A 20,897-nucleotide genomic window follows, 5' to 3' on the forward strand; every position below is an offset into this window, starting at 1 on the left:
AGCTCATCGCGGGGCGCTCGCTTTGGCGTACATGACGGGTGCCTGCAACAACTTGGGCGTCAGCGCCACGTCGGTGAAATGATCGCGGCCCTTGACAGCCTCGCGCACGACGAAGTGGATGACGAGTGCGTGGGCGGCGACCACGACGGCCAGCACAAGAAAATTGACTTTCTTCATTTCAGTTTCCTTCGTGGGCAGTTTGATGATCAAGGGTGGCGAACTCGGCCGCGCCGCAGCAGCGCTGCGTACTCTCTCCCGGGCCACAACCCTGCGCATCGGCCGATCTCGTTGCTGGGTGGTTTGCGAGTGATCTAGGCCTGAGCGCCGGCACGGCCGCGAGCCGCGCCACCACCATCCGGCCGCTGATGGCCAGCATCGTCCTGAACAACGTGAGCCGGTCGAACGGCGACTCCTCCGGCCCCGAGGCCCAGTAGTTCTGCAGGAGCGGGCTGATGAGCATCAAGGCAGTTGCCAGGACACTGCCCGAGACTGCGCCCGACAGGGCAACCAGGTGCGACAGGGCGATGCCGGGCCACCCGGAGTGGCCCGTGGACAGGGTGCCGGCCGAATGGGAAGTGTCCGACACCATGACCTCACTCGCCCTGCGCAATCGTGCGCATCGCAGGGTGCGCGCTCATGGCGGCCATGCGGCTTATGTATGCGGAGCCGCTGTCCTCACCGGTGAAGGCCTCGACTTCGCCGCGCGAGGCGAGATATTCGGCTCTCACTTCGGCACGATTGCTCGTGCTGCGGAACTGCGCCAGCTGGTTGTAGTCGTCGGCCCAGGGGTTCACGCCGCTGCGGCGGAACTGGTTCAGTTCCTCCATGACCTGGGCACGGGTGAGCGTGGAGACGAAGGGTTGCGGATCCACAGTGATGTCATCGGCGAAAGCCGGCCCGGCGGCCATGCAGGCGCTGACCAGGGCGAGAGCAATGTTGCGGTTCATGAGCGTTCTCCTTGAATGGATCGGTGTGTCGACCGCAGCGTGATGCCGCAACCGGCAAACGCATCGTGGGGAACGTGCGCTCAAGGCGCAGTGCGTTTACGCACCGCTTTTCGCAGATGGCTCGGATGCGCCGGTGCCTTCCGCCACAGCCGCGCCATGTCGCACATCACAAAAAACGCGCTCCAGGGACTGGGGGATCAATGACCGCAGTGGAGCCGAAACTGTGAACTGAGCGTGCACCGGCGAGCGACCGGACACGCTGCAAAGTGGTGGTTTTGGCGGTCGCTGCGAGAGGCGGCAAGGGGTCGGAGGCGGTCGTCCGCCTTGAGCGGCTATCCTGCCAGGCTGATCTTTGAAAGCCATGGGCGATTTCAACCAGATAGAAGTGCCGCCTTCGTTCACCGCGCACTTTCGCGCGTGCGGCTCTCGCCGTCATGCGGTGGGTTCAGCGTGATCCGCTACGAGGGCCCAACCGCAGGACCGGGCTGTCCTTGATCTCCTCCATGACCACGTAGCTGTTGGACTGGGCTGCGACCGGAAGCCGCTTCAGGATGGTGCCCAGCAACTGCCGGTATTCGTTCATGCCGCCCAGGCGTGCCTTGACCAGATAGTCGAAGCTGCCGGACACGAGATGGCACTCGAGGACCTCGGGCAGGAGCTCCAGCTCTTCGCGCACCTTCTTGAAAATGGGCTCGGACTTGGCCGACAGCGTGATCTCGACGAACACGAGCACGGATTTGCCCACGGCAGCCGGCTGCAGTTTCGCGTGGTAGCCAGCGATGACGCCGATGCGCTCGAGCCGCTTCACCCGCTGCGAACAGGGGGATGTTGAAAGTCCCACGCGCTCCCCGAGTTCACTCATGGTGATGCGGCCTTCGCGCTGAAGGGCGTCGAGGATTCGCAGGTCGATGCTGTCGAGTTCGAGCTGTTCGGTCATTTTGCTGCGGGCCCGCTTCCAGGAGCTCTTTCGCGATAAAAGGTCGCGTGATGTCGCTGAAAATCAGCAAAGTTTACCGCCGATGTCCACCTAGAGTTGATGCTTGATCCATCTCGAAGGGGAACATCGTGAAGGTCATCGTGCTTGGCGCCGGCGTGGTCGGCGTATCCACCGCGTACTACCTGGCCAGCGCGGGCGCCCAGGTCACCGTCATCGACCGGCAGGCAGGGCCGGCGCAGGAAACCAGCTTTGCCAATGCGGGGCAGGTGTCGCCGGGCTATTCGACGCCCTGGGCCGCGCCTGGCATTCCGCTCAAGGCGATCAAGTGGCTGTTCCAACGGCACGCGCCACTGTCGGTGCGGATGGATGGCTCGGTTTTCCAGTTGCGCTGGCTGGCGGCGATGCTGAGCAACTGCTCGCCAAAGCGTTACACCGTCAACAAGGAGCGGATGCTGCGACTGGCCAGCTACAGCCGCGAGTGCCTGCAGGCTTTGCGCGAGGAAACAGGCATCCAGTACGAGGCGCGCACCGCCGGGACGCTGCAGTTGTTCCGCTCGCTGGAACAAGTCGAACAGGCCGAGCGCGACATCCGCGTGCTGCGCGATTGCGGAATCGATTTCGAGTTGCTGGATGCTCATGGTGTCTGCAAGGCCGAGCCTGCCTTGCGCCACTCGCGCGCTTCCATCGTTGGCGGCTTGCGGCTGCCCGACGATGAGACCGGCGACTGCTTCCAGTTCACCAACCAGCTCGCCCGCCTGGCCATCGCGAAAGGTGTGCAGTTTCGCTTCGGCACGCCGATGCGCGGATTCACACGGGACGTTCATGGCGCGATCACCGGCATCCAGCTGGACGGAGCGAACGAGGCGCCGCTGCGGGCGGATCGCTATGTGCTTGCCTTGGGCAGCTACTCGCGCGAGTTCCTGGGCTCGACGGGGCTGGAGATTCCCGTCTACCCGGTCAAAGGCTATTCGCTGACGATTCCGATCACCGACGACTCGCGGGCGCCCGTATCGACGGTGCTGGACGAAACCTACAAGATCGCGCTGACTCGCTTCGATCGCCGCATCCGGGTCGGTGGCATGGCGGAGCTGTCGGGGTTCAACCTGGACTTGCGCCAGCGTCGCAGGGAGACGCTGGAGATGGTGACGAATCAGCTGTTCCCGGGGGGGGACCTGTCGCAAGCGGAGTTCTGGACCGGCCTGCGGCCCATGACGCCCGACAGCACACCCATCGTCGGGGCGTCGCCGCACCCGAACCTGTTCCTGAACACCGGCCACGGCACCTTGGGTTGGACCATGGCCTGCGGTTCGGGACAGTTGCTGGCCAACATGATGACCGGCGTGCCCACGGCCATCTCCAGCGAGGGTCTGGGGATCAGCCGCTATCTCGCGCCCTCGCAGCCACCGACGCGAGGCTTCGTGGCGGGTCAACCTGCATGAGCCTCTCACTTCCAACCCAGCCCGGATGGCGAGCGGAAGTCGTGGTTGGGGCGGCAGTGCCCTGACGAATCGGCTTGGGCGGTGGCCAGCCGCCGCCCAAGCCGAAGTTTTCAGAATTGCGGAGGCAAGGGCTCAATCCGGGCTGCGCGTTCCGCCTCGAAGAAGAGAGCTGGCAGGTACGCAGGTTGGGCGTTCGCATCACCGGGACCGTTGGGTGAGCGTTCGGTGTGCGCGTTCGGTTTCAGGTTTTCCGCATCGGTTCGATGCCAGCTGGCAATGGCCGTGGCCGCCAGGGCTGCGGCCATGGTGGCGAGGGCGTAGGTCCTGTAGGTGAGCATGTCGTCGATTCCTTCGCCGCGCCTTGTCTCAGGCTCTGGCCGGCGGGGCGGCACCGCCGACCAAAGCCGAGCCTTCAGCGAGCCGCTGCGGCAGACGCGGCGGCCTGCGCCACGTGCAGGTCCGTGGCAGGGCGGGGATGGCCCAGCAGGGCGATGGACTGCACCAGCGCGGTAGTGATCACGGCCGAAACGCAAAGGGCAGCGAGGCGGGCGGTCAGGGACGTTTTCATGGCATGTCCTCGGGTCGGTGGACAACTGGGCTCGAATGCCAGTGGTCGGACGCTGGGTTGCCGCCGGATCGCAAACGGTTCAAACGGATTGCCCGGGCGCACCAGGCCTCGAACGGACTGCCGGGCCCAGGCGTAAAAAAGCCAGCGCGAGGCTGGCCCAGGTCTTGGTGGCGGTGCCGCGCACCGCGCTGCTCAGTCCACCTTGATGCCGGCGCTCGCCACTACCTTCTTCCAGCGCGCCTGCTCGGTGCCGATGAAGGCGCGGAACTGCGCCGGGGTGTCGCCTACGCCAAACACCGCTTCCTCATCGAAGCGCTTCTGCACGGCCGGGCTCTTGACGGCTTTGGCCGCGGCCGCCGCCAGTTTGCCCACCTGGTCGTCCGCCATCGAAGCCGGGGCCATCAGGCCATACCACTGCGTCATCTCGAAGCCCGGATAGCCTTGCTCGGCCACCGTGCCCACATCCGGCAACTGAGGCAGACGCTCCTTCGAGCCGGTCGCGATGCAGCGCAGCTTGCCCGCCTTGATGAAAGGCATCACCGCGGCCGCGCCCACCGAGGCCGCTTCCAGCCGCCCGGCCAGCAGGTCCGTCATTTGCGGGCCGGTGCCGCGGTAGGGCACATGCACCATGAAGAGTCCCGCCTCGGATTTGAGGTACTCCATCGCCAGGTGACCGGCACTGCCGTTGCCGGCCGAGCCGTAGTTGAGCTTGCCCGGCGAGGCCTTGGCCATCGCCACGAACTCCTTGAGGTTCTTCGCCGGCACCGTGGGGTTGACCACATAGAGGCTCGGCACCTTGGCCAGCAAGGACACCGGCTTGAAGTCCTTGTTGACGTCGAAGGGCAGCTTGGCGAACAGGAAGGGGTTGACGGCGAGCGTGCCGATATGACCCAGGATGATGGTGTGTCCGTCGCCGGCATTGAGGCAATCCTGCATGGCGATGTTGCCGCTGCCACCCGGCTTGTTGTCGACGAAAACGCTCTGCGACAAGGCGGCCTGCATTTCGGCGGCCACGCTGCGGGCAATGATCTCGCTGCTGCCGCCGGGCGCAAACGGAACGACGAGACGGATGGGCTTGGCAGGCCAGGCCGACTGCGCATGGCCCAGGCCGTTCAGGCCCGCGCCAGCGAGGACACCCAGGACGAGGTCGCGACGATTCATGGCTTTGTCTCCTTGGTTGGACACGGCTAGCGTAGGCAGGCCAACTGTCAATCGGCTTTCGGATGAGCAGACCCTAGCCTGGCTTGATTCTGCACGCCTTGGCCACGAGTGGCGCTACCATGCCCCTCGGAGAAGCACCAGGAGAACAGCGGTGAGACCATCCATGTTCCAGCGCGCATCCTTTGTTGCAGCCGCCCTGCTGGCCATCGGTGCGCCGATGGCGACTTCGGCGCTCGAGCCGACCGAACTGAGAACCCAAGCCACCCGCGCGCCGAAGCCACCGTGGCCGGCGGGTGACGAGCGCGGCATGGCCAACGTGCTCGGTGAGGTGACGACGCGGCGCTGCGGCTGGCACATGTCGCAGCGCGGCGCGCGCAGCTACGAGGCCTCCTTCGAACGGTCGAACACCATGCCGAAGTCGCCGTTCGCGCCGCCGTCGCTCAGCAAGCCCAAGCCGACCGCGGGCGTGCCGTTCTCGGCGCATGCCTTCAACAGCGAAGCGTTCGAAGCCGGCGCCGAGCCGCAGCAGCAGGGCACCCAGATCGACGCCCTGGGCCACTTCGCGTCGATCAAGAATCCCTGGGACCCCAAGAACCCCTTCGCTGCCGACGACGCCGCCTACTACGGCGGCTTCAAGCAGCAGGATGTGAAGCCCACGCCCGACTCGCCGTTGCTCAAGCTGGGCATCGAGAAGATCCCGCCGCTGGTGACCACCGCCGTGTTGCTGGACGCCAAGGCCCATGTCGGCAAGGGCCGGGCGATGGGCGCCGGCCAGCTCGTCACCGCGGCCAACATCGACGCCATGCTCAAGGCCCAGGGGCTGGCGCAGCGCGGCCTCCTGCCCGGTGACATGGTGTGGATCTACACCGGCTGGAGCGAGCACTGGAAGGATCCGGCCGACCCGAACAGCCCGTACTACGCGATGGCGCCGGGGCTGGCGGTGGACGCGGCCAAGATGCTGGCCAGCAAGCGCATCGTCGCGATCGGGCTGGACGCGCCCTTCATCGACGCGGTGCCCGACGGCATGCTGCAAGGCAAGGCACCGCCCGCGCCGGGCACCGAGGCGGGCCTGCCCTTCTCGATCCATCACTACATGCTGTCGGTGTACGGCATCCACCACCTCGAAAACCTGAACCTCGCCGCGATGGCCGCCGACAAGGTGTGGACCTCGTGCGCCATGGTGCTGCCCTCACGCGACAAGGGCGCTGCCGGCGCGGTGATCCGGCCGGTGGCGATCGGGGTGCCGAATCAGAAGTGAGGGCTCAGCACTGGGGGAGTGCCAGTAGTTCTTCGGAACGCCGTCAGAAGGCTCCGGTGAGTTCGGCCGGGGAGGTCGCGCCCGATGCGGCGACCCGGGCCACGTTGGCGGTCTCCCGGCGTCCGACCACTTCCACGCGCGGCAAGGTGACGCGGGTGACGTTCAGCGCGCTGGTGCTGGCGTGAACCGCGGCGCGGCTCTGCGACCCCGCATAGATCCAGCCCGCAGCCAGTGTTCCTGCTACGCCAAACGCGATGGCGAGCCGGACGGCGGTGGACACCAGTGGCTTGAGTTGCGCGGCGGCGCCGGCAGGGGGTTCGTCTTTTCTCATTAGTTTGTTCCTCCTTGAAGTAGGCCGGGGTAGCGCTACGAAATGTATCGATACCTTGGTACTACACCGTTTCGGTGCCGTGCACTGAGGCCTTGGGCATCCGGCTTCTTGGCCGGCATGCTGCCGGGCTGCCATGACAAGCGCATGACCTGACGCGGCCAGCGGACGCGCGAGTTCATCGAGCTCGCCAGAAGGCGAGACGAGGCAGTAAGTCCTGAATGGCTTGCGCGCGCCGCAAGCGCGGGACCCCAAGGTCCCTGAGTCGCGGGGCCTCAAGGCCCTGCCGACCGCGACAAGGCGTCGTTCCGCCTAGGCGTTCGGCGACTCTTTTCCCGCCGAGCGCAGCGGCAGCGACCGGATGCGGCGCCCCGTGCTCGCGGCAATGGCGTTCGCCAGGGCGGGAGCCACCGGCGGCAGCCCCACCTCGCCGAGTCCGCCGAGCGGCCCGTCGCTTTCGACGAAGGAGACGTCGATCGCCGGCACCTGGTTCATGCGCAGGATCGGGTAGTCGGGAAAGCTGCGCTGCACGACCGCGCCGTCCTTGATGGTGATGGCTTCACCGAGCGCGGCGCTCAGGCCCATGATGATGCCGCCCTGGACCTGCTGCGCCGCCGTGTCGGGATGGACCACGAACCCGCAGTCGACGACCGCGGTCACCTTGTGCACCTGGGGCAAGCCGCTCGCGTCCACGGAGGCCTCGATGACTTCGGCCACCACGCTGCCGAAGCTTTCCACCAGCGCTATTCCGCGGGCGTGGCCGGTCGGCAGCGGCGTGCCCCAACCGGCACGCTGCGCCACCTCGTCCAGCACGCGGCGATGCCGCGATCCGGGCGGCAGGTGCATGCGGCGGAACTCCAGCGGATCCTTCTTCGCGGCCGCGGCGAGTTCGTCGACGAAGGACTCGGTGAAGAAGCCGTGCTGGCTGTGCGCGACGCTGCGCCATGCGCCATAGCGCACGTGCGTCGGTGCGGCGACCGCCTCGATGCGCTGGTTCGCGATCGCATAGGGCAGGGGGAAGCCCTCGTTGATCAGCTCGGGCGTGTCGATGAAGCGTTGCCGCCAGGCCTGCACCTGGCCCTTGTCGTCGACCGTCGCTTCGATGCGCGTGGTAACGGCCGGCCGGTAGGCGCCTTGCGCGAAGTCTTCCTCCCGGCTCCAGATCAGTTTCACCGGCGCGGGCGCCACCGCCTTGGCGATCTCGACGACCTGCGCCAGGTGATCCTTCTTTGGCGCCGAGCGGCGGCCGAAGCCTCCACCGACCGCCATCGGCGTGAAGGCCACATCCGCCAGTGCCAGCCCGCTGACATCCGCGAGGTTATTGCGCGCACCGAGCGCATCCTGTTCGCTGCCCCAAACCTTCAGCTTGCCGGCCTCCCACAGGGCGGTCACGTTGATCGGCTCCATGGTGGCGTGATGCAGGAAGGGGACGGAGTAGGCGGCCGCGACCTGGCTGCCCTTCGCCCCGGCGGCGTCGCCAGCGGAGTGGACCTTCTTGCCCTCGGCGCTCTGAAGCGCCGTGTCGAAGCGCGCCGAGATCGTCTCGCTCGTCACTTGCGCATTCGAACCCGATGAGAACTGGGGCTTCAGTGCGGCCAGGCCGGTGCGCGCCGCCCAGTAACCGTCGGCCACGACGGCCACGGCATTGGGAAGCTTGACCACCTTGCGCACGCCGGGCACCGCCAGTGCGGGCCCTTCGTCCACCTGCACCAGGCGCTCGCCATGCACCGGGGAGGCCATCACCGTCGCGGTCAGCATGCCGGGCAGGCTCACGTCGATGCCGTACTTCGTGCGGCCCGTGACCTTGTCCGGAATGTCCAGGCGCGGCGGCGCCGTGCCGATCAGGCGGAACTCGCTTCGCTTCTTCAGCGTGACATGCGCCGGCGCGTCCAGGGCGGCCGCGCGCTGCACGAGCTCACCGTAGCGGATCGTCCGCCCGCTGGCGGCGTGCTGCACCGTGCCCTCGCGGGTGACCAGTTCCGACCGCGGCACGCCCCATTGCGTCGCGGCCGCCGTCAGCAGCATGTCGCGTGCCGCGGCGCCGGCGGTGCGCAGGCCCATCTGCCCGGTGAAGCGCACGGAGGCGGAACCCCCTGTCACCTGCATGTTCACCAGCCGTCCGATCTCGCCGAAAGCGAGCGTCGTGCCCGAGCGTGCGAACTCCGGCGCCTGGCGCCCCTTGAGCAGGAAGCCCTCGATGAAGTGGCGGTTGGCGAACGCGGGATCGGCCGGCGCCTGTTCGGCGCGCACCTGGCTCCAGGCGGCATCGAGCTCCTCGGCCGCCATCATGGCGAGCGCCGTGTGGGAACCCTGCCCGATGTCCGAGTGCGGGATGTACACGGTGACGACGTTGTCGGGCGCAATGACGATCCAGCCCGCGAACAGGGCGGGCTTTGCGAGCTCCTTGGCGCGGCGTTCGTAGTAGCCATCGCGCGCGACGAGGCCGAGCACACCGACGCCGAGCGCGCCGCCGACCACGGTGCCCGTGCCGATCAGCCAGGTGCGCCGCTTCATGATTGCCCCCTCGCCGGTGCGCCGGCGGCCGCGCGCGCCGCGTCGTGGATCGCCTGCCGCACGCGCGGGTAGGTGCCGCAGCGGCAGATGTTGGTCATGGCCGCATCGATATCGGCGTCGGTCGGCGCGGGCTTTTGCGCGAGCAGCGCGCTGGCCGCCATGATCATCCCGGACTGGCAGTAGCCGCATTGCGGCACCTGCACGGCGATCCAGGCCTTCTGCACCGGATGAGCTCCTCCGAGTCCTTCGATCGTCGTCACGTTCGCACCGGCGCAGGCCGACAGGGGATACACGCAGGAACGCACGGCAGCGCCGTTCACGTGCACGGTGCAGGCGCCGCAGGCGGCGATGCCGCAGCCGAACTTCGTGCCGGTGAGGCCCGCGTGCTCGCGGATCGCCCACAGGAGCGGCATCTCGGGAGCCGCATCGAAGGTCGCCGGCTTGCCGTTGAGGTTCAGGGTGACTGCCATCGTCGCTCCTTCCAGTCGCGTCGCAGGAGTTTCGACCCGGCAGGGGCGCCGGAAGTTGCAGCGCCTGCCAAACGACATGCGCCGGGCGCCATGGCGCGCCGGGGACTATCATGCGCGCGTGCCCCAGCCGCTCGTCACGCCGCTGCCCAGGAATATGCTCGACGCCATCGCCGATGCGGGTGTCGACCTGGCCGACGCCGCACGCGAAGCTGGCGTCGATCCCGCCGCGCTGGAAGCCGGCATGACCTTCGCGGAAGTCGAGCGCTTCATCGCGGTCGCCTGGCGGCGGCTCGATGACCCGGCGTTCGGCCTGCGCGCCGGCTGCGTGCTGCGTCCGGAGCGCTACGGCATTTCGGGCCTCACGGCGATGGCCAGCCCGACCTTCGGCTCGGCGCTCCAGCGCAAGGCGCGCTACAACCGGCTGGTGTGGGGCGACAGCTACCGCATCCGGCAGGACGCGCTTGAGTTCACCGTGGTCACCGAATCGCCCGACGAATCCAAGCCGTGGAGCTACTCGCGGGTCGACCTGGAGTTCGCGTCGCTGGTGACCTTCGGCCGGCGCTTCGCTTTGGCCGGGATGGCGCCGCTGAAGGTGGGCTTCCGGCGCCCCGAGCCCGCGTTCCGGCCGCTGTACGAGGACATCTTCCGCTGCCCCGTCGCCTTCGCCCAGCCGGCGAACAGCCTGAGTTTCTCGCAGGCCGACGCGCAGCGTCCGCTCGTCTCCGCCGATGCGCGGGCCGCGGAATGGCTCGAGTTCGGCGCCCGGGCGGCCCTGGAGCGCATGGATGACAGCGGCGTCACGGCACGCGTGCGTGCCCAGCTGCAACGCATGCTGCAGGGCGACGAGCCGACGCTGGCCGCGGTGGCGTCCGAGCTGTGCATGAGCGAACGCACGCTGCAGAGGCGGCTGTCCGCGGAAGGGCAGACCTTCCGCCGCGCGCTGGACGAAACGCGCCGGGACGTGGCTCAGCGCTCATTGGCCGCCGGCAAGCGCAACGTGCCTGAACTCGCCTACCTGCTGGGCTTCGAGGACTCGAATTCGTTCTACCGCTCATTCCGTCGCTGGACCGGCACCACGCCCGAGTCCTACCGCAAGGCAGTGGTCGAGTGAGCCCGGAGCGTCCGCAGTTGGCACCGGTTTGGGGCCTGCCCCGCGAGCGCCTGGCCGCCTGGATGCTGATGGCTGTGCTGACGGTGCTGGCCGGGTGCGCCACCGCCCCCGATCGCGCCCGGCCCGCGCCGGACGCGGCGGCGCAGCCGAAACCGGGCGCCGAGCTCGGCCGCGGCAAGGCCTCCTGGTACGGCCCCGGCTTCCATGGCAAGCGCACCGCGAACGGTGAGCGCTTCGACATGAACGAGCTGACGGCGGCCCATCGGACACTGCCGTTCGGCACCCGCGTGCGCGTTCGCAATGTCCGCAATGGCCGGGAAGTGGTCGTGCGCATCAACGACCGCGGCCCGCAAGTCAGTGATCGCATCATCGACCTGAGCAAGGGAGCGGCCGCGGCGATCGACATGTTGCAAGCCGGCGAGGCGCCCGTCGTCCTCACGGCGCTTTGACGCAAGGCAGACCCGGCTGCCGCGAACAGCATCGCGCGCGGCGGCCGCAGGCGATCAGGCGATCTCGAACAGCGCCGCGGCGCCCATGCCGCCGCCCACGCACATCGACACCACCACGCGCCGCGCGCCGCGCCGCTTGCCTTCGATCAGCGCGTGGCCCGTGAGGCGCGCCCCGGTCATGCCATAGGGGTGGCCGATGGCGATGCTGCCGCCGTTGACGTTGTACTTCGCCGGGTCGATGCCCAGCTGGTCGCGGCAGTACAGCACCTGGCAGGCGAAGGCCTCGTTCAGCTCCCACAGGTCGATGTCCTCGACCTTCAGGCCGTGCTGCTTGAGCAGTTTGGGAATCGCGTAGATCGGGCCGATGCCCATCTCTTCCGGCGCATTGCCGGCCACCGCCATGCCGCGGTAGATGCCCAGCGGCGCCAGGCCGAGACGCTCGGCGAGCCTGGCGTTCATCACCACGCAGGCGCTGGCGCCATCGGAGAGCTGGCTGGCGTTGCCGGCGGTGACCACGCCGCCTTCGACCACCGGCTTGAGCCCTTGCAGGCTCGCCAGTGTGGTCTCGGGACGGTTGCCCTCGTCCTTGGCCAGCGTGATTTGCTTGCGGCTGGTCTCGCCGGTGACCTTGTCGGTCACCAGCATCTGGGTCGCGAGGGGCACGATCTCGGCGTCGAGCCGGCCTTCGGCCTGGGCCCTGGCGGTGCGCTGCTGCGACTCGAGTGCGTATTGGTCCTGCGCCTCGCGCGAGATGCCGTACTTGCGCGAGACGAACTCGGCGGTCTGCAGCATCGGCATGTGGGCATGGGGCGCGCGGGCGAGCACGTTCGCGTCCTGCTCGGCCGCCGTCCACTCGAAGTAGCGGTTCTGCACGGCGGAGATGTTGTCCTGCCCGCCGGCCAGCACCACTTCCATGCCGTCGACCATGACCTGTTTGGCGGCCGTGGCGATCGCCATCAGGCCCGAGGCGCACTGGCGGTCGATGGTCTGCGCGGCCACCGTTGCCGGGAGGCCGGCGGCCAGCACGGCCTGGCGCGCGATGTTGGAGCCGGCGGTGCCGGCGGTCAGCACCGAGCCCATCACGGCGTCTTCGATGCGGCCGGCTTCGATGCCGGCGCGCTGCACTGCGTGGCTGATGGCGTGGCCCAGCAGCGTGGGCGATTTGGTGTCGTTGAAGGCGCCCCGGAAGGCCTTGCCGATGGGCGTGCGGGCGGTGGAGACGATGACGGCGTCGATCATTTTGTTTCCTTGAAAGTGTTTCGGAGCGCCGGCTGCTCCCTCCCCCTCCGGGGGAGGGTTGGGGTGGGGGCGTTCGGTGCCGGCGTGCCCCCATCCCAGCCTTCCCCCGGAGGGGGAAGGAGACAGACGGGCTCATATCGGGTTCGTTAGAAGCTGGCCTTCTTCAACTCCAGGTCGCCCTGGGCGGCGCCGCTTCGGGGAACGATCTCGCCGGCGCGCTCGGCCACGTCGGGCAGTCGTGCAGCCAGTTCGTGCACCACCTGCGCCCCGGCGCCGAGGTGGATGCCCCGGGTCAGCGTGATGTGGGCCGCCTCGAAGCTGCCGGCGCCGGCGCACAGCACCATGCGGGTGGGCGCGTCGTCGGCGACCAGTGCGCCGATGGCCGGGCTCACGGCCGCGGGCTGCAGGGCCGCCAGCTTGTCCTCGGGCATCAGCCCGTCGAGCATCCGGGTGCCGGCGGTGGGCGCCAGGCAGTTGACGCGGATGTTGTGCTTCTCGCCCTCGAGCGAGAGCGTCTGCATCAGGCCCACCAGCGCCATCTTGGCGGCGCCGTAGTTGGCCTGGCCGAAGTTTCCGTACAGCCCGGAGGAGGAGGTCGTCATCACGATGCGGCCGAAGCCCTGCTGGCGCATCGTCTCCCACACGGCCTTGGTGCAATGGACGGCGCCCATCAGGTGGACTTCGACGACCGTGCGGAAGTCTTCCATCTCCATCTTGGTGAAGCTCTTGTCGCGCAGGATGCCGGCGTTGTTGACCAGGATGTCCACGCGGCCCCAGCGCGCCACGGTGTCGGCCACCATCTGCTTGACCGCTTCGAAGTCGGTCACCGAGGCGCCGTTGGCCATGGCCTCGCCGCCCCGGGCGACGATCTCGTCGACCACCTTCTGCGCCGCCGACGCGGAGCCGCCGCGGCCATTGACGTCGCTGCCGAGGTCATTGACGACCACCTTGGCGCCCAGGCGCGCCAGCAGCAGCGCGTGCTCGCGCCCGAGGCCGGCGCCCGCGCCGGTGACGATGGCGACCTTGCCGCTCAGATCGATGTTCATTCGTGTGTCCTTGTCCTTGTCAATTGGAAGAAGCCGCGAGGCTGATCACAGCCAATTTTCGCGAATGTCCAGGGGCGTGCGCTCCACCGGGTCGAGCACGGCCAGCCATGCGGCCACCTTGGGCAGTTCCCAGCCGAAGAAGTAGTCGCAGGCCGCGAGTTTGCCGCGATGGAAGTCGCTGGCCTGCGGACCCTGCAGCAAGTCGGTCACTGTCAGCGCCTGATCCAGCCACAGCCAGCCGACGACGACGTGGCCGAAGGCTTCGAGGTAGGGGCCGGCGTTGGCCAGTTGCTGTTCGGCGTCCGGCAGTGCATGCAACTTGCTGGTGACGGTCTGCAGCCGGTCCCATTCCTTGGCGAGCGTGCGCGCATGACGCTGCAGCGACGCGATGCGGTTCGCGCTGTCGATCGTGACGGCGATGCGCGCGGACAGCAGCTTCAGCGCGCCGCCGCCCTTCATGCGCGTCTTGCGCCCCAACAGGTCGATGGCCTGGATGCCGAAGGTGCCTTCGTGGATCGGGTTGAGGCGGTTGTCGCGGTAGAACTGTTCAACGTTGTACTCGCGGGTGTAGCCATAGCCCCCATGGACCTGGATGGCCAGCTCGTTGGCCACCAGTCCCCATTGCGCGGTCCAGCTCTTGGTGATGGGGGTTAGCAGTTCCAGCAGCAGGTGCGCTTCGTCACGTGCTGCGGCGTCTTCCAGCGAGTGCACGTCGTCGTTCAGCCGCGCGCTGTACAGGCATATCGCCAGTGCGCCCGAGGCGTACGCCTTTTGCGCCAGCAGCATGCGGCGCACATCGGCGTGCTGGATGATGGGCACCGGCGCGGAGACGGGATCGCGCTGGCTGCGCAGTCGCCCTTGGGTGCGGGTCTTCGCATAGTCCAGCGCGTGCAGGTAACCGGTGTAGGCCAGGGCCGCGGCGGTCAGGCCCACCGAGATGCGCGCCTCGTTCATCATGTGGAACATGTAGGCGAGACCCTGGCCCGGCTCGCCGACGATTTCGCCGAGCGCGCCGACCTCGCCCTCGGGCCTGAACTTGCCTTCGCCGAAGTTGAGCAGGCAGTTGACCAGCCCGCGCTGGCCCATCTTGTGGTTGACCCCGGCCGGCACGACGTCGTTGCGCTCGCCCAGGCTGCCATCCTCGTTCACCAGCCGGCGCGGCACGGTGAACAGCGAGATGCCTTGCACGCCTGGCGGCAGTTGCCCGTTCGCATCGGGGATCTTGGCCAGCACCAGGTGCACGATGTTTTCGGACACCTCGTGCTCGCCGCCCGAGATCCACATCTTGTTGCCGAACAGGCGGTAGCGGCCGTCGGCGCCCGGCACGGCCTTGGTGCGGATGTCGGCGAGGCTGGAGCCTGCCTGCGGCTCGGACAGGCACATGGTGCCGAAGAAGCGGCCTTGCGCCATCGCCGGCACGTACTTGGCCGCCTGCTTCGGACTGGCGTGCGCCATCAGGAGGTTGGCGTTGCCGATGGTGAGGTAGGCATAGCCGGCACTCGCCACGTTGGCGCCCATGATGTAGGCCATGCCCGCGCGCTCCACCACCGAAGGCAGGCTCAGGCCGCCCCATTCCGGCGGGAAGGCCGCGGACATCAGCCCGGCTTCGGAAAACGCGCGCATGGCCACGCCCACGTCCTCGACGACCGTGACCCGCTCGCCGTCGAAGGAGGGCTCCTGGCTGTCGTTCTTCTTGTTGTGCGTGGCGAACAGCTCGGCGGCAAGCTTGGCGTAGATGTCCAGGACCGATGCATAGTCGAATCGGTCCTGTCCGGCAAAGCGGGCGCGCCGGGTCAGGTCATCGACCTTGAGCCAGTCGAAGAGAAGGAAGTCGAGGTCGCTGCGGGGAAGGATCAGGTCTTGGGTCATGCGGCGGGTCGCGACTGCAGTCGCTGCGGCTTGAGGCAACCCGCAAGCAGACCACAAGTCTGCGGTCCTCGCCCCACCCCAAAATGGAGGGGCAGCGCGAAAGCAAGCTCCGTAAGCTGCCTGCCCATGCAGGATTTCGCGTTCAATACCACCCGTTCCCTGAAGGTCGCGCGCGGCGGCGCCAGATTGCTCGCCGACAGTGTGGCGGCCATGGGCGCCTGGAGCACCTTGGTCGTCACCGATCCCGGACTGCATTCGGCCGGCATGCTCAACGAGGCCCTGGCGGGCTTCGCCAAGAGGGGGTTGCGCGTCACCGTCTTTTCGGATGTGCAGGCCGATCCACCCGAAGACGTGATCCTTGCCGCCGCAGCCGCGGCCACGGCGTGCCAGGCCGACTGCGTCGTGGGTTTCGGCGGCGGCAGCTCGATGGACGTGGCCAAGCTCGCGGCGCTGCTGGCGCGAAGCGGCGAATCCCTGTCGCAGGTGTACGGCGTCGATCAGGCGAAGGGGCCGCGGCTGCCGCTCATCATGGTGCCGACCACCGCCGGCACGGGCTCCGAGGTCACTGCGATCTCCATCGTCACCACCGGCGCCGGCGAAAAGAAGGGCGTGGTCTCGCCCGTGCTGCTGCCGGACCTGGCGCTGCTCGATGCGGAACTCACGCTGGGGCTGCCTCCGCAGGTGACCGCGGCCACCGGCATCGACGCGATGGTGCACGCCATCGAGGCCTACACCAGCAAGCGCCTGAAGAATCCGATCTCCGACGCCCTGGCGCGCGAGGCGCTGCGCCTGCTGTCGGGCGCCTTGCACCTGGCGTGCAGGAACGGCCGCAACCTGCAGGCACGCGAGGACATGCTGCTGGGCGCCTGCTTGGCCGGCATGGCCTTCGCCAACGCGCCGGTGGCGGCGGTTCATGCACTGGCCTATCCGATCGGCGCCCGCTTCCATGTGCCGCACGGCTTGTCCAACTCGCTCGTGCTTGCGCCCGTGATGCGCTTCAACCTGGAGGCCGCGACGCCGCAATACGCGCAGCTGAGCGAGATCGTGCGCCCGGGCGCGACCGGCACCGAGCTGCAGAAGGCAAGGGCGCTGACCGACCACCTGGCCGGGTTGGCCGGCGAGTTGGGCCTGCCGACCCACTTGCGCGAAGTCGGCATCTCGCAAGCCGACCTGGCTTTGCTCGCCGACGATGCGATGAAGCAGACGCGCCTGCTCGTGAACAACCCGCGCGAAGTGCGTCGAGAGGACGCGCAAGCGCTTTACCAGGAAGCCCTGTGACTGCGGCCATGATCGCACCCGAACTGAAGAACCCGGCGCTCTGGCGCCAGCAGGCCTATGTCGATGGCGCCTGGGTCGATGCCGACAGCGGCGAGACGATCGCCGTCGACAACCCGGCCACCGGCGGCCGCCTCGGCACGGTGCCGCGCATGGGCGCCGCCGAAACCCGGCGCGCCATCGAGGCCGCGCATGCCGCCGCCGCTGGCTGGCGCTCGCGCACGGGCAAGGAGCGGGCCGCCATCCTGCGGCGCTGGTTCGAGCTGATCATGCAGAACCAGGAGGACCTGGCGCGCCTGATGACGGCCGAGCAAGGCAAGCCTCTGGCCGAAAGCCGCGGCGAGATCGCCTATGCGGCTTCGTTCATCGAATGGTTCGCCGAGGAGGCCAAGCGGATCTACGGCGACACCATTCCCGGGCATGCGCCCGACAAGCGCATCGTCGTGCTCAAGCAGCCGATCGGTGTGTGCGCCGCGATCACGCCATGGAACTTCCCGGCGGCCATGATCACGCGCAAGGCCGGCCCCGCGCTCGCGGCCGGCTGCACCATGGTGCTCAAGCCCGCGAGCCAGACGCCCTTCACCGCGCTGGCGCTGTGCGTGCTGGCCGAGCAGGCCGGCGTGCCCAAGGGCGTGCTGTCGTGCGTGACGGGCGCCGCCGGCGCCATCGGCGGCGAGCTGACTTCCAACCCGCTGGTGCGCAAGCTGAGCTTCACCGGCTCGACCGAGATCGGCAAGGTGCTGCTTGCGCAATGCGCGGGCACCGTCAAGAAGACCTCGATGGAACTGGGCGGCAATGCACCCTTCATCGTGTTCGACGATGCCGACCTCGACGCCGCCGTACGCGGCGCCATCATCTCCAAGTACCGCAACGCCGGCCAGACCTGCGTCTGCGCCAACCGCTTGCTGGTGCAGGACGGCGTCTACGAGGCTTTCGCCGCGAAGCTGGCGCAGGCGGTGGCCGCGCTGCGCGTGGGCCGCGGCGACGAGCCGGGCGTCGAGATCGGCCCGCTGATCGACGCCAAAGCGATCGAGAAGGTCGAGCAGCACGTCGCCGATGCCAAGGCCAGGGGCGCGCGGGTCATCACGGGAGGCGCGCGCGCGCCGCTGGGTGGGAACTTCTACAGTCCCACCGTGCTGGCCGAGGCGACGCCCGACATGTTGATCTTCCGCGAGGAGACCTTCGGCCCGGTCGCACCGCTGTTCCGGTTCAAGACCGAAGCGGAGGCCATCGCGATGGCCAACGACACCGAGTTCGGCCTGGCCTCGTACTTCTACGGGCGAGACATCGCACGCGTCTGGCGCGTCGCCGAGGCGCTGGAATACGGCATGGTGGGCATCAACGAAGGGTTGATCTCGACTGAGGTGGCGCCCTTTGGCGGCGTCAAGGAGAGCGGCCTGGGGCGCGAGGGCTCCAAGTACGGCATCGAAGACTACCTCGAACTGAAGTATCTCTGCATGGGCGGCATGTAACCAAGGCCTGTCGTCAGGCCACCCCCTTCCCCATCACAAGAGGGTGGGGAAATCCGCCGGAGCCGTCTTTAAGCTGAACGCATGATGGTTCAGCAGCCCACCGAAGACCAGCTCCTCGCGGTGCAGAGCTTTCGCAGGTTCCTGGCGGCGGAGATCCGTCCGGTGGCCAGCCGCTATCGCGACTGCCGCTTGCCCAAGGAGCGGATGCGCGAGCTCACCCAGGCCATTGCCGAGTTCGGCCTGCCGGGCGCCAGCGTCGCGGTCGAGGAAGGTGGCATGGGCCTGCCGGCCGTGACCGAGGCGATGCTATTCGAGGAGCTGTGCGCGGTGTCGCTGGACATCGGCGTTTGCGTGATGATCAACATGGGTGTTGCCGCCACGCTCGCGCAGTTGCCAGCTTCCCAGGCGCCTCTGCGCACGCGCTACCTGCCAGAGCTGCTGGCCGGGCGCAGCTTCGGCGGCTTTTGCACCCGCGAGCCCGGGCTGGGCTCCGACGCGAGTGGCGAGAACACCTGGATTTCGAACGGCGACTATGCCGATCTCGTGATCGTCACGGTCCCCACCGGCACGGCCGGCGAGCTGTCCCACGTCCTCGTGGACCGCAACGAGCATGGCCGCGAATTCAGCATCGAGAAGCTTGCAATCGAGAGAGCGCGTGCCGGTATCGGCATGTTGTCGGTCGGCCTGATGCGCGCCGCGCACCAGCTTGTGGCCGCCAGGATGGCGGAGATGGCCACGCTGCTGGATGAATTGACGGGCATCGCCGCATTCGTTTGAAACAACGGGGTCAAAATGAGCGAAGAAGCAGTGATCTATGAGAAGGTGGGCAGGACGGCGGTCATCACGCTGAACCGGCCCAAGCGCAAGAACGCCCTCGATGCGGCCATCGCGCAGGCGATGGCGGCCGTCCTCCTGGCCGTGCGCCAGGATGCGTCGGTGCGCTCCGTCGTGCTCACCGGCGCCGGTGGCGACTTCTGCTCGGGCGCGGACCTGAAGGGCGACGTTGCCGAAGGCGAAAAGCCCTTCATGGCACGCCAGCTGCTGCTCGATACGCATCGCTGGTTCACCGAGCTGGTCGAGCTCGAGAAGCCCGTCATCTCGGCGGTGGACGGCTTCGCCGTGGGGGCGGGCTTTTCGCTGGCGCTGGGCGCGGATTTCGTCCTTGCGTCCGAGCGCGCCAGGTTCATTGCGAGCTTCGCGCGGGTCGGCCTGCTGCCCGACCTGTCGCTGCTGTACGTGCTGCCGCGCCTGGTGGGGCTGGCGCGGGCCAAGGAGATCGCCTTCAGCGCACGGGAGATCGGGGCCGACGAGGCGCAGCAGATGGGCCTGGTGCAGGCCGTCGTGCCGGCCGAGCGCCTGCGCAATGCGGCGCTCGCCTTCGCGCGGCGCTTCGACGATGCGCCGACTGCGGTCATCGGCCTGACCAAGAACCTCCTGAACCGGTCCTTCGAGACCGACCGGCATGGGCTGGCGCAACTGGAGTCCACCATGCAGGGGCTGTTCGCGGTCAGCAACTACCACGCCGAGGCGGTGGCGCGCTTCGTCTCGCGCGAGGCGCCGCTCTTCGCTGGTGCGCCTCGCTTCGATCCGGCCGCGCCGTAACTTTCAAACTTTCAACTGGAGCAAACACATGACAAGCAAGGTAGTAGTGGCCGGAGTCGGCATGATCCCCTTCAAGAAGCCGGGCCAGAGCGAGACCTACCCGGTGATGGGCGCGCAGGCCGTTCGCCTGGCGCTGGCCGATGCAGGCATCGGCTACGAGTCGATCCAGCAAGCCTACGCCAGCTACATCTATGGCGACTCCTGCAGTGGCCAGCGCGTGCTGTACGACGTGGGCATGACGGGTGTCCCCGTGATCAACGTCCATAACAACTGCGCGAGCGGCTCTTCGGCGCTGTACCTGGCGCGCCAGGCCATCGCCAGTGGCGAGACCGACATCGTGCTGGCGTTCGGCTTCGAGCAGATGAACCCCGGGGCGCTGGGCAGCATGTTCACCGACCGGCCCAACCCGCTCGAACTGTTCATGCAGCAGTGCGATCCCGTGGTGCCCGAGGGCGTTCCGACGGCCCTGCGACTGTTCGGCGCCGCCGGCCTGGAGCACATGAAACGCTTCGGCACGCCGCTGGAAACCTTCGCCAAGATCCGCGCCAAGGCCAGCCGCCATGCGGCCAACAACCCGCTCGCCGTGTTCCGCAAGGTGGTGACCCCGCAGGACGTGCTGAACGAGCAGGTGATGTGGGAGGGCGTGATGACGCGCTCCATGGCCTGCCCGCCCACCTGCGGCGCGGCCGCCGCGGTGCTGTGCAGTGAAGCCTACGCGAAGAAGCATGGCCTGGATACACGCGTGTGGGTCGCCGGCCAGGCCCTGACCACCGATGGCCCCGAGGTCTTCAAGTCCGGTGACCTGCGCCAGCTCGCGGGCTTCGGCATGTCGCGTCTGGCTGCCAACAAGGTGTACGAGCAGGCCGGCATCGGCGCCGAAGATGTCGATGTGGTGGAACTGCACGACTGCTTCGCGCAGAACGAGCTGTTGACCTACGAAGCTTTGGGCCTGTGCCCCGAGGGCGGCGCGCAGAAGTTCGTCGACGACGGCGACAACACCTACGGCGGCCGGTACGTGGTGAACCCCTCGGGCGGCCTGCTGTCGAAGGGGCATCCGATCGGTGCGACGGGTCTTGCGCAGTGCTATGAACTGGTGTCGCAGCTGCGTGGCAAGGCCGAGCAGCGCCAGGTCGAAGGCGCTCGCGTCGCGCTGCAACACAACGTCGGTATCGGCGGCGCTGCGGTCGTGACCATGTACCGGATCTGAGGCCA

22 protein-coding genes are annotated in these 20,897 nt (G+C 68.0%); 9 read left to right on the forward strand and 13 right to left on the reverse strand.

The features are described from left to right. Positions 1-3: 3 nt before the first annotated feature. The 4 genes from UC35_RS23995 to UC35_RS16060 all read right to left on the reverse strand — a co-directional run bounded on the left by UC35_RS23995 (position 4) and on the right by UC35_RS16060 (position 1,884). On the reverse strand, positions 4-177 hold the full coding sequence (locus tag UC35_RS23995) for a hypothetical protein (protein ID WP_158513920.1): 174 nt from the start codon (positions 175-177) through the stop codon (positions 4-6). Position 178: 1 nt separating this feature from the next. After that, positions 179-589 carry a hypothetical protein gene (locus UC35_RS16050; protein ID WP_145979503.1) on the reverse strand — a complete coding sequence of 137 codons (411 nt, stop codon included), beginning with the start codon at positions 587-589 and terminating at the stop codon, positions 179-181. Positions 590-593: 4 nt separating this feature from the next. Beyond that, positions 594-947 (reverse strand): DUF4148 domain-containing protein, encoded by a 354-nt coding sequence (locus tag UC35_RS16055; protein ID WP_061501428.1) that lies wholly within the window; start codon positions 945-947, stop codon positions 594-596. Between the two features lie 445 nt (positions 948-1,392). Continuing rightward, a complete protein-coding gene (locus UC35_RS16060; protein ID WP_061501430.1) occupies positions 1,393-1,884 on the reverse strand; it encodes a winged helix-turn-helix transcriptional regulator in 492 nt (163 codons plus the stop codon). 128 nt (positions 1,885-2,012) lie between these two features. Here UC35_RS16060 and UC35_RS16065 point away from each other — a divergent pair, with 128 nt between their 5' ends. Then, positions 2,013-3,323: a D-amino acid dehydrogenase gene (locus UC35_RS16065; RefSeq protein ID WP_061501432.1), complete on the forward strand. Its 1,311-nt coding sequence runs from the start codon at positions 2,013-2,015 to the stop codon at positions 3,321-3,323. Positions 3,324-3,433: 110 nt separating this feature from the next. On the opposite strand, the gene UC35_RS16070 is transcribed toward UC35_RS16065, so the two are convergent. The 3 genes from UC35_RS16070 to UC35_RS16075 form a co-directional block, all read right to left on the reverse strand. Next, positions 3,434-3,661 carry a hypothetical protein gene (locus UC35_RS16070; RefSeq protein ID WP_061501434.1) on the reverse strand — a complete coding sequence of 76 codons (228 nt, stop codon included), beginning with the start codon at positions 3,659-3,661 and terminating at the stop codon, positions 3,434-3,436. 74 nt (positions 3,662-3,735) lie between these two features. After that, positions 3,736-3,891: a hypothetical protein gene (locus tag UC35_RS24000; RefSeq protein WP_158513921.1), complete on the reverse strand. Its 156-nt coding sequence runs from the start codon at positions 3,889-3,891 to the stop codon at positions 3,736-3,738. Positions 3,892-4,083: 192 nt separating this feature from the next. Beyond that, positions 4,084-5,052, reverse strand: coding sequence for a Bug family tripartite tricarboxylate transporter substrate binding protein (locus UC35_RS16075; protein WP_061501436.1), 969 nt, complete (start codon positions 5,050-5,052; stop codon positions 4,084-4,086). A gap of 151 nt (positions 5,053-5,203) precedes the next feature. Between UC35_RS16075 and UC35_RS16080 the strand changes: the two genes are divergently transcribed. Then, positions 5,204-6,310 (forward strand): cyclase family protein, encoded by a 1,107-nt coding sequence (locus UC35_RS16080; RefSeq protein WP_158513922.1) that lies wholly within the window; start codon positions 5,204-5,206, stop codon positions 6,308-6,310. A gap of 43 nt (positions 6,311-6,353) precedes the next feature. Here the strand turns inward: UC35_RS16080 and UC35_RS16085 are convergent, their stop codons facing one another. The 3 genes from UC35_RS16085 to UC35_RS16095 form a co-directional block, all read right to left on the reverse strand. Next, positions 6,354-6,641 (reverse strand): hypothetical protein, encoded by a 288-nt coding sequence (locus UC35_RS16085; protein ID WP_061501439.1) that lies wholly within the window; start codon positions 6,639-6,641, stop codon positions 6,354-6,356. A 309-nt stretch (positions 6,642-6,950) separates the two neighbouring features. Beyond that, a complete protein-coding gene (locus UC35_RS16090; protein ID WP_061501441.1) occupies positions 6,951-9,152 on the reverse strand; it encodes a xanthine dehydrogenase family protein molybdopterin-binding subunit in 2,202 nt (733 codons plus the stop codon). Then, positions 9,149-9,622 (reverse strand): (2Fe-2S)-binding protein, encoded by a 474-nt coding sequence (locus tag UC35_RS16095; RefSeq protein ID WP_061501443.1) that lies wholly within the window; start codon positions 9,620-9,622, stop codon positions 9,149-9,151. The genes UC35_RS16090 and UC35_RS16095 overlap by 4 nt, the downstream gene beginning before the upstream one ends. A 118-nt stretch (positions 9,623-9,740) precedes the next feature. Here UC35_RS16095 and UC35_RS16100 point away from each other — a divergent pair, with 118 nt between their 5' ends. Continuing rightward, positions 9,741-10,733, forward strand: a complete 993-nt coding sequence (locus UC35_RS16100; protein WP_158513923.1) for an AraC family transcriptional regulator — start codon at positions 9,741-9,743, stop codon at positions 10,731-10,733. A 17-nt stretch (positions 10,734-10,750) separates the two neighbouring features. After that, the gene (locus UC35_RS16105) at positions 10,751-11,182 is read left to right on the forward strand and encodes a septal ring lytic transglycosylase RlpA family protein (protein ID WP_321572370.1); all 432 of its coding nucleotides are present in this window, start codon (positions 10,751-10,753) and stop codon (positions 11,180-11,182) included. A gap of 54 nt (positions 11,183-11,236) precedes the next feature. On the opposite strand, the gene UC35_RS16110 is transcribed toward UC35_RS16105, so the two are convergent. The 3 genes from UC35_RS16110 to UC35_RS16120 form a co-directional block, all read right to left on the reverse strand. Then, on the reverse strand, positions 11,237-12,421 hold the full coding sequence (locus UC35_RS16110) for an acetyl-CoA C-acyltransferase (protein ID WP_061501447.1): 1,185 nt from the start codon (positions 12,419-12,421) through the stop codon (positions 11,237-11,239). Positions 12,422-12,567: 146 nt separating this feature from the next. Continuing rightward, the gene (locus UC35_RS16115; RefSeq protein WP_061501449.1) at positions 12,568-13,467 is read right to left on the reverse strand and encodes an SDR family NAD(P)-dependent oxidoreductase; all 900 of its coding nucleotides are present in this window, start codon (positions 13,465-13,467) and stop codon (positions 12,568-12,570) included. A gap of 45 nt (positions 13,468-13,512) precedes the next feature. After that, positions 13,513-15,336 (reverse strand): acyl-CoA dehydrogenase, encoded by a 1,824-nt coding sequence (locus tag UC35_RS16120; RefSeq protein WP_061501451.1) that lies wholly within the window; start codon positions 15,334-15,336, stop codon positions 13,513-13,515. A gap of 126 nt (positions 15,337-15,462) precedes the next feature. On the opposite strand from UC35_RS16120, the gene UC35_RS16125 reads away from it, so the two are divergent. From UC35_RS16125 to UC35_RS16145, 5 genes are all read left to right on the forward strand, one after another. Next, positions 15,463-16,614 (forward strand): iron-containing alcohol dehydrogenase, encoded by a 1,152-nt coding sequence (locus UC35_RS16125; protein WP_061501453.1) that lies wholly within the window; start codon positions 15,463-15,465, stop codon positions 16,612-16,614. 8 nt (positions 16,615-16,622) lie between these two features. Then, complete coding sequence (gene gabD / locus UC35_RS16130; protein ID WP_061501455.1) at positions 16,623-18,083, forward strand: NADP-dependent succinate-semialdehyde dehydrogenase; 1,461 nt, start codon at positions 16,623-16,625, stop codon at positions 18,081-18,083. An 81-nt stretch (positions 18,084-18,164) separates the two neighbouring features. Next, positions 18,165-18,860, forward strand: coding sequence for an acyl-CoA dehydrogenase family protein (locus UC35_RS16135; RefSeq protein ID WP_061501458.1), 696 nt, complete (start codon positions 18,165-18,167; stop codon positions 18,858-18,860). A gap of 15 nt (positions 18,861-18,875) precedes the next feature. Next, positions 18,876-19,685, forward strand: a complete 810-nt coding sequence (locus tag UC35_RS16140; RefSeq protein WP_061501460.1) for an enoyl-CoA hydratase/isomerase family protein — start codon at positions 18,876-18,878, stop codon at positions 19,683-19,685. A gap of 28 nt (positions 19,686-19,713) precedes the next feature. Then, a complete protein-coding gene (locus UC35_RS16145) occupies positions 19,714-20,892 on the forward strand; it encodes a lipid-transfer protein (RefSeq protein WP_061501462.1) in 1,179 nt (392 codons plus the stop codon). Positions 20,893-20,897 lie beyond the last annotated feature (5 nt).

The organism is Ramlibacter tataouinensis (assembly GCF_001580455.1).
GTDB classification, from domain to species: Bacteria; Pseudomonadota; Gammaproteobacteria; order Burkholderiales; family Burkholderiaceae_C; genus Ramlibacter; species Ramlibacter tataouinensis_B.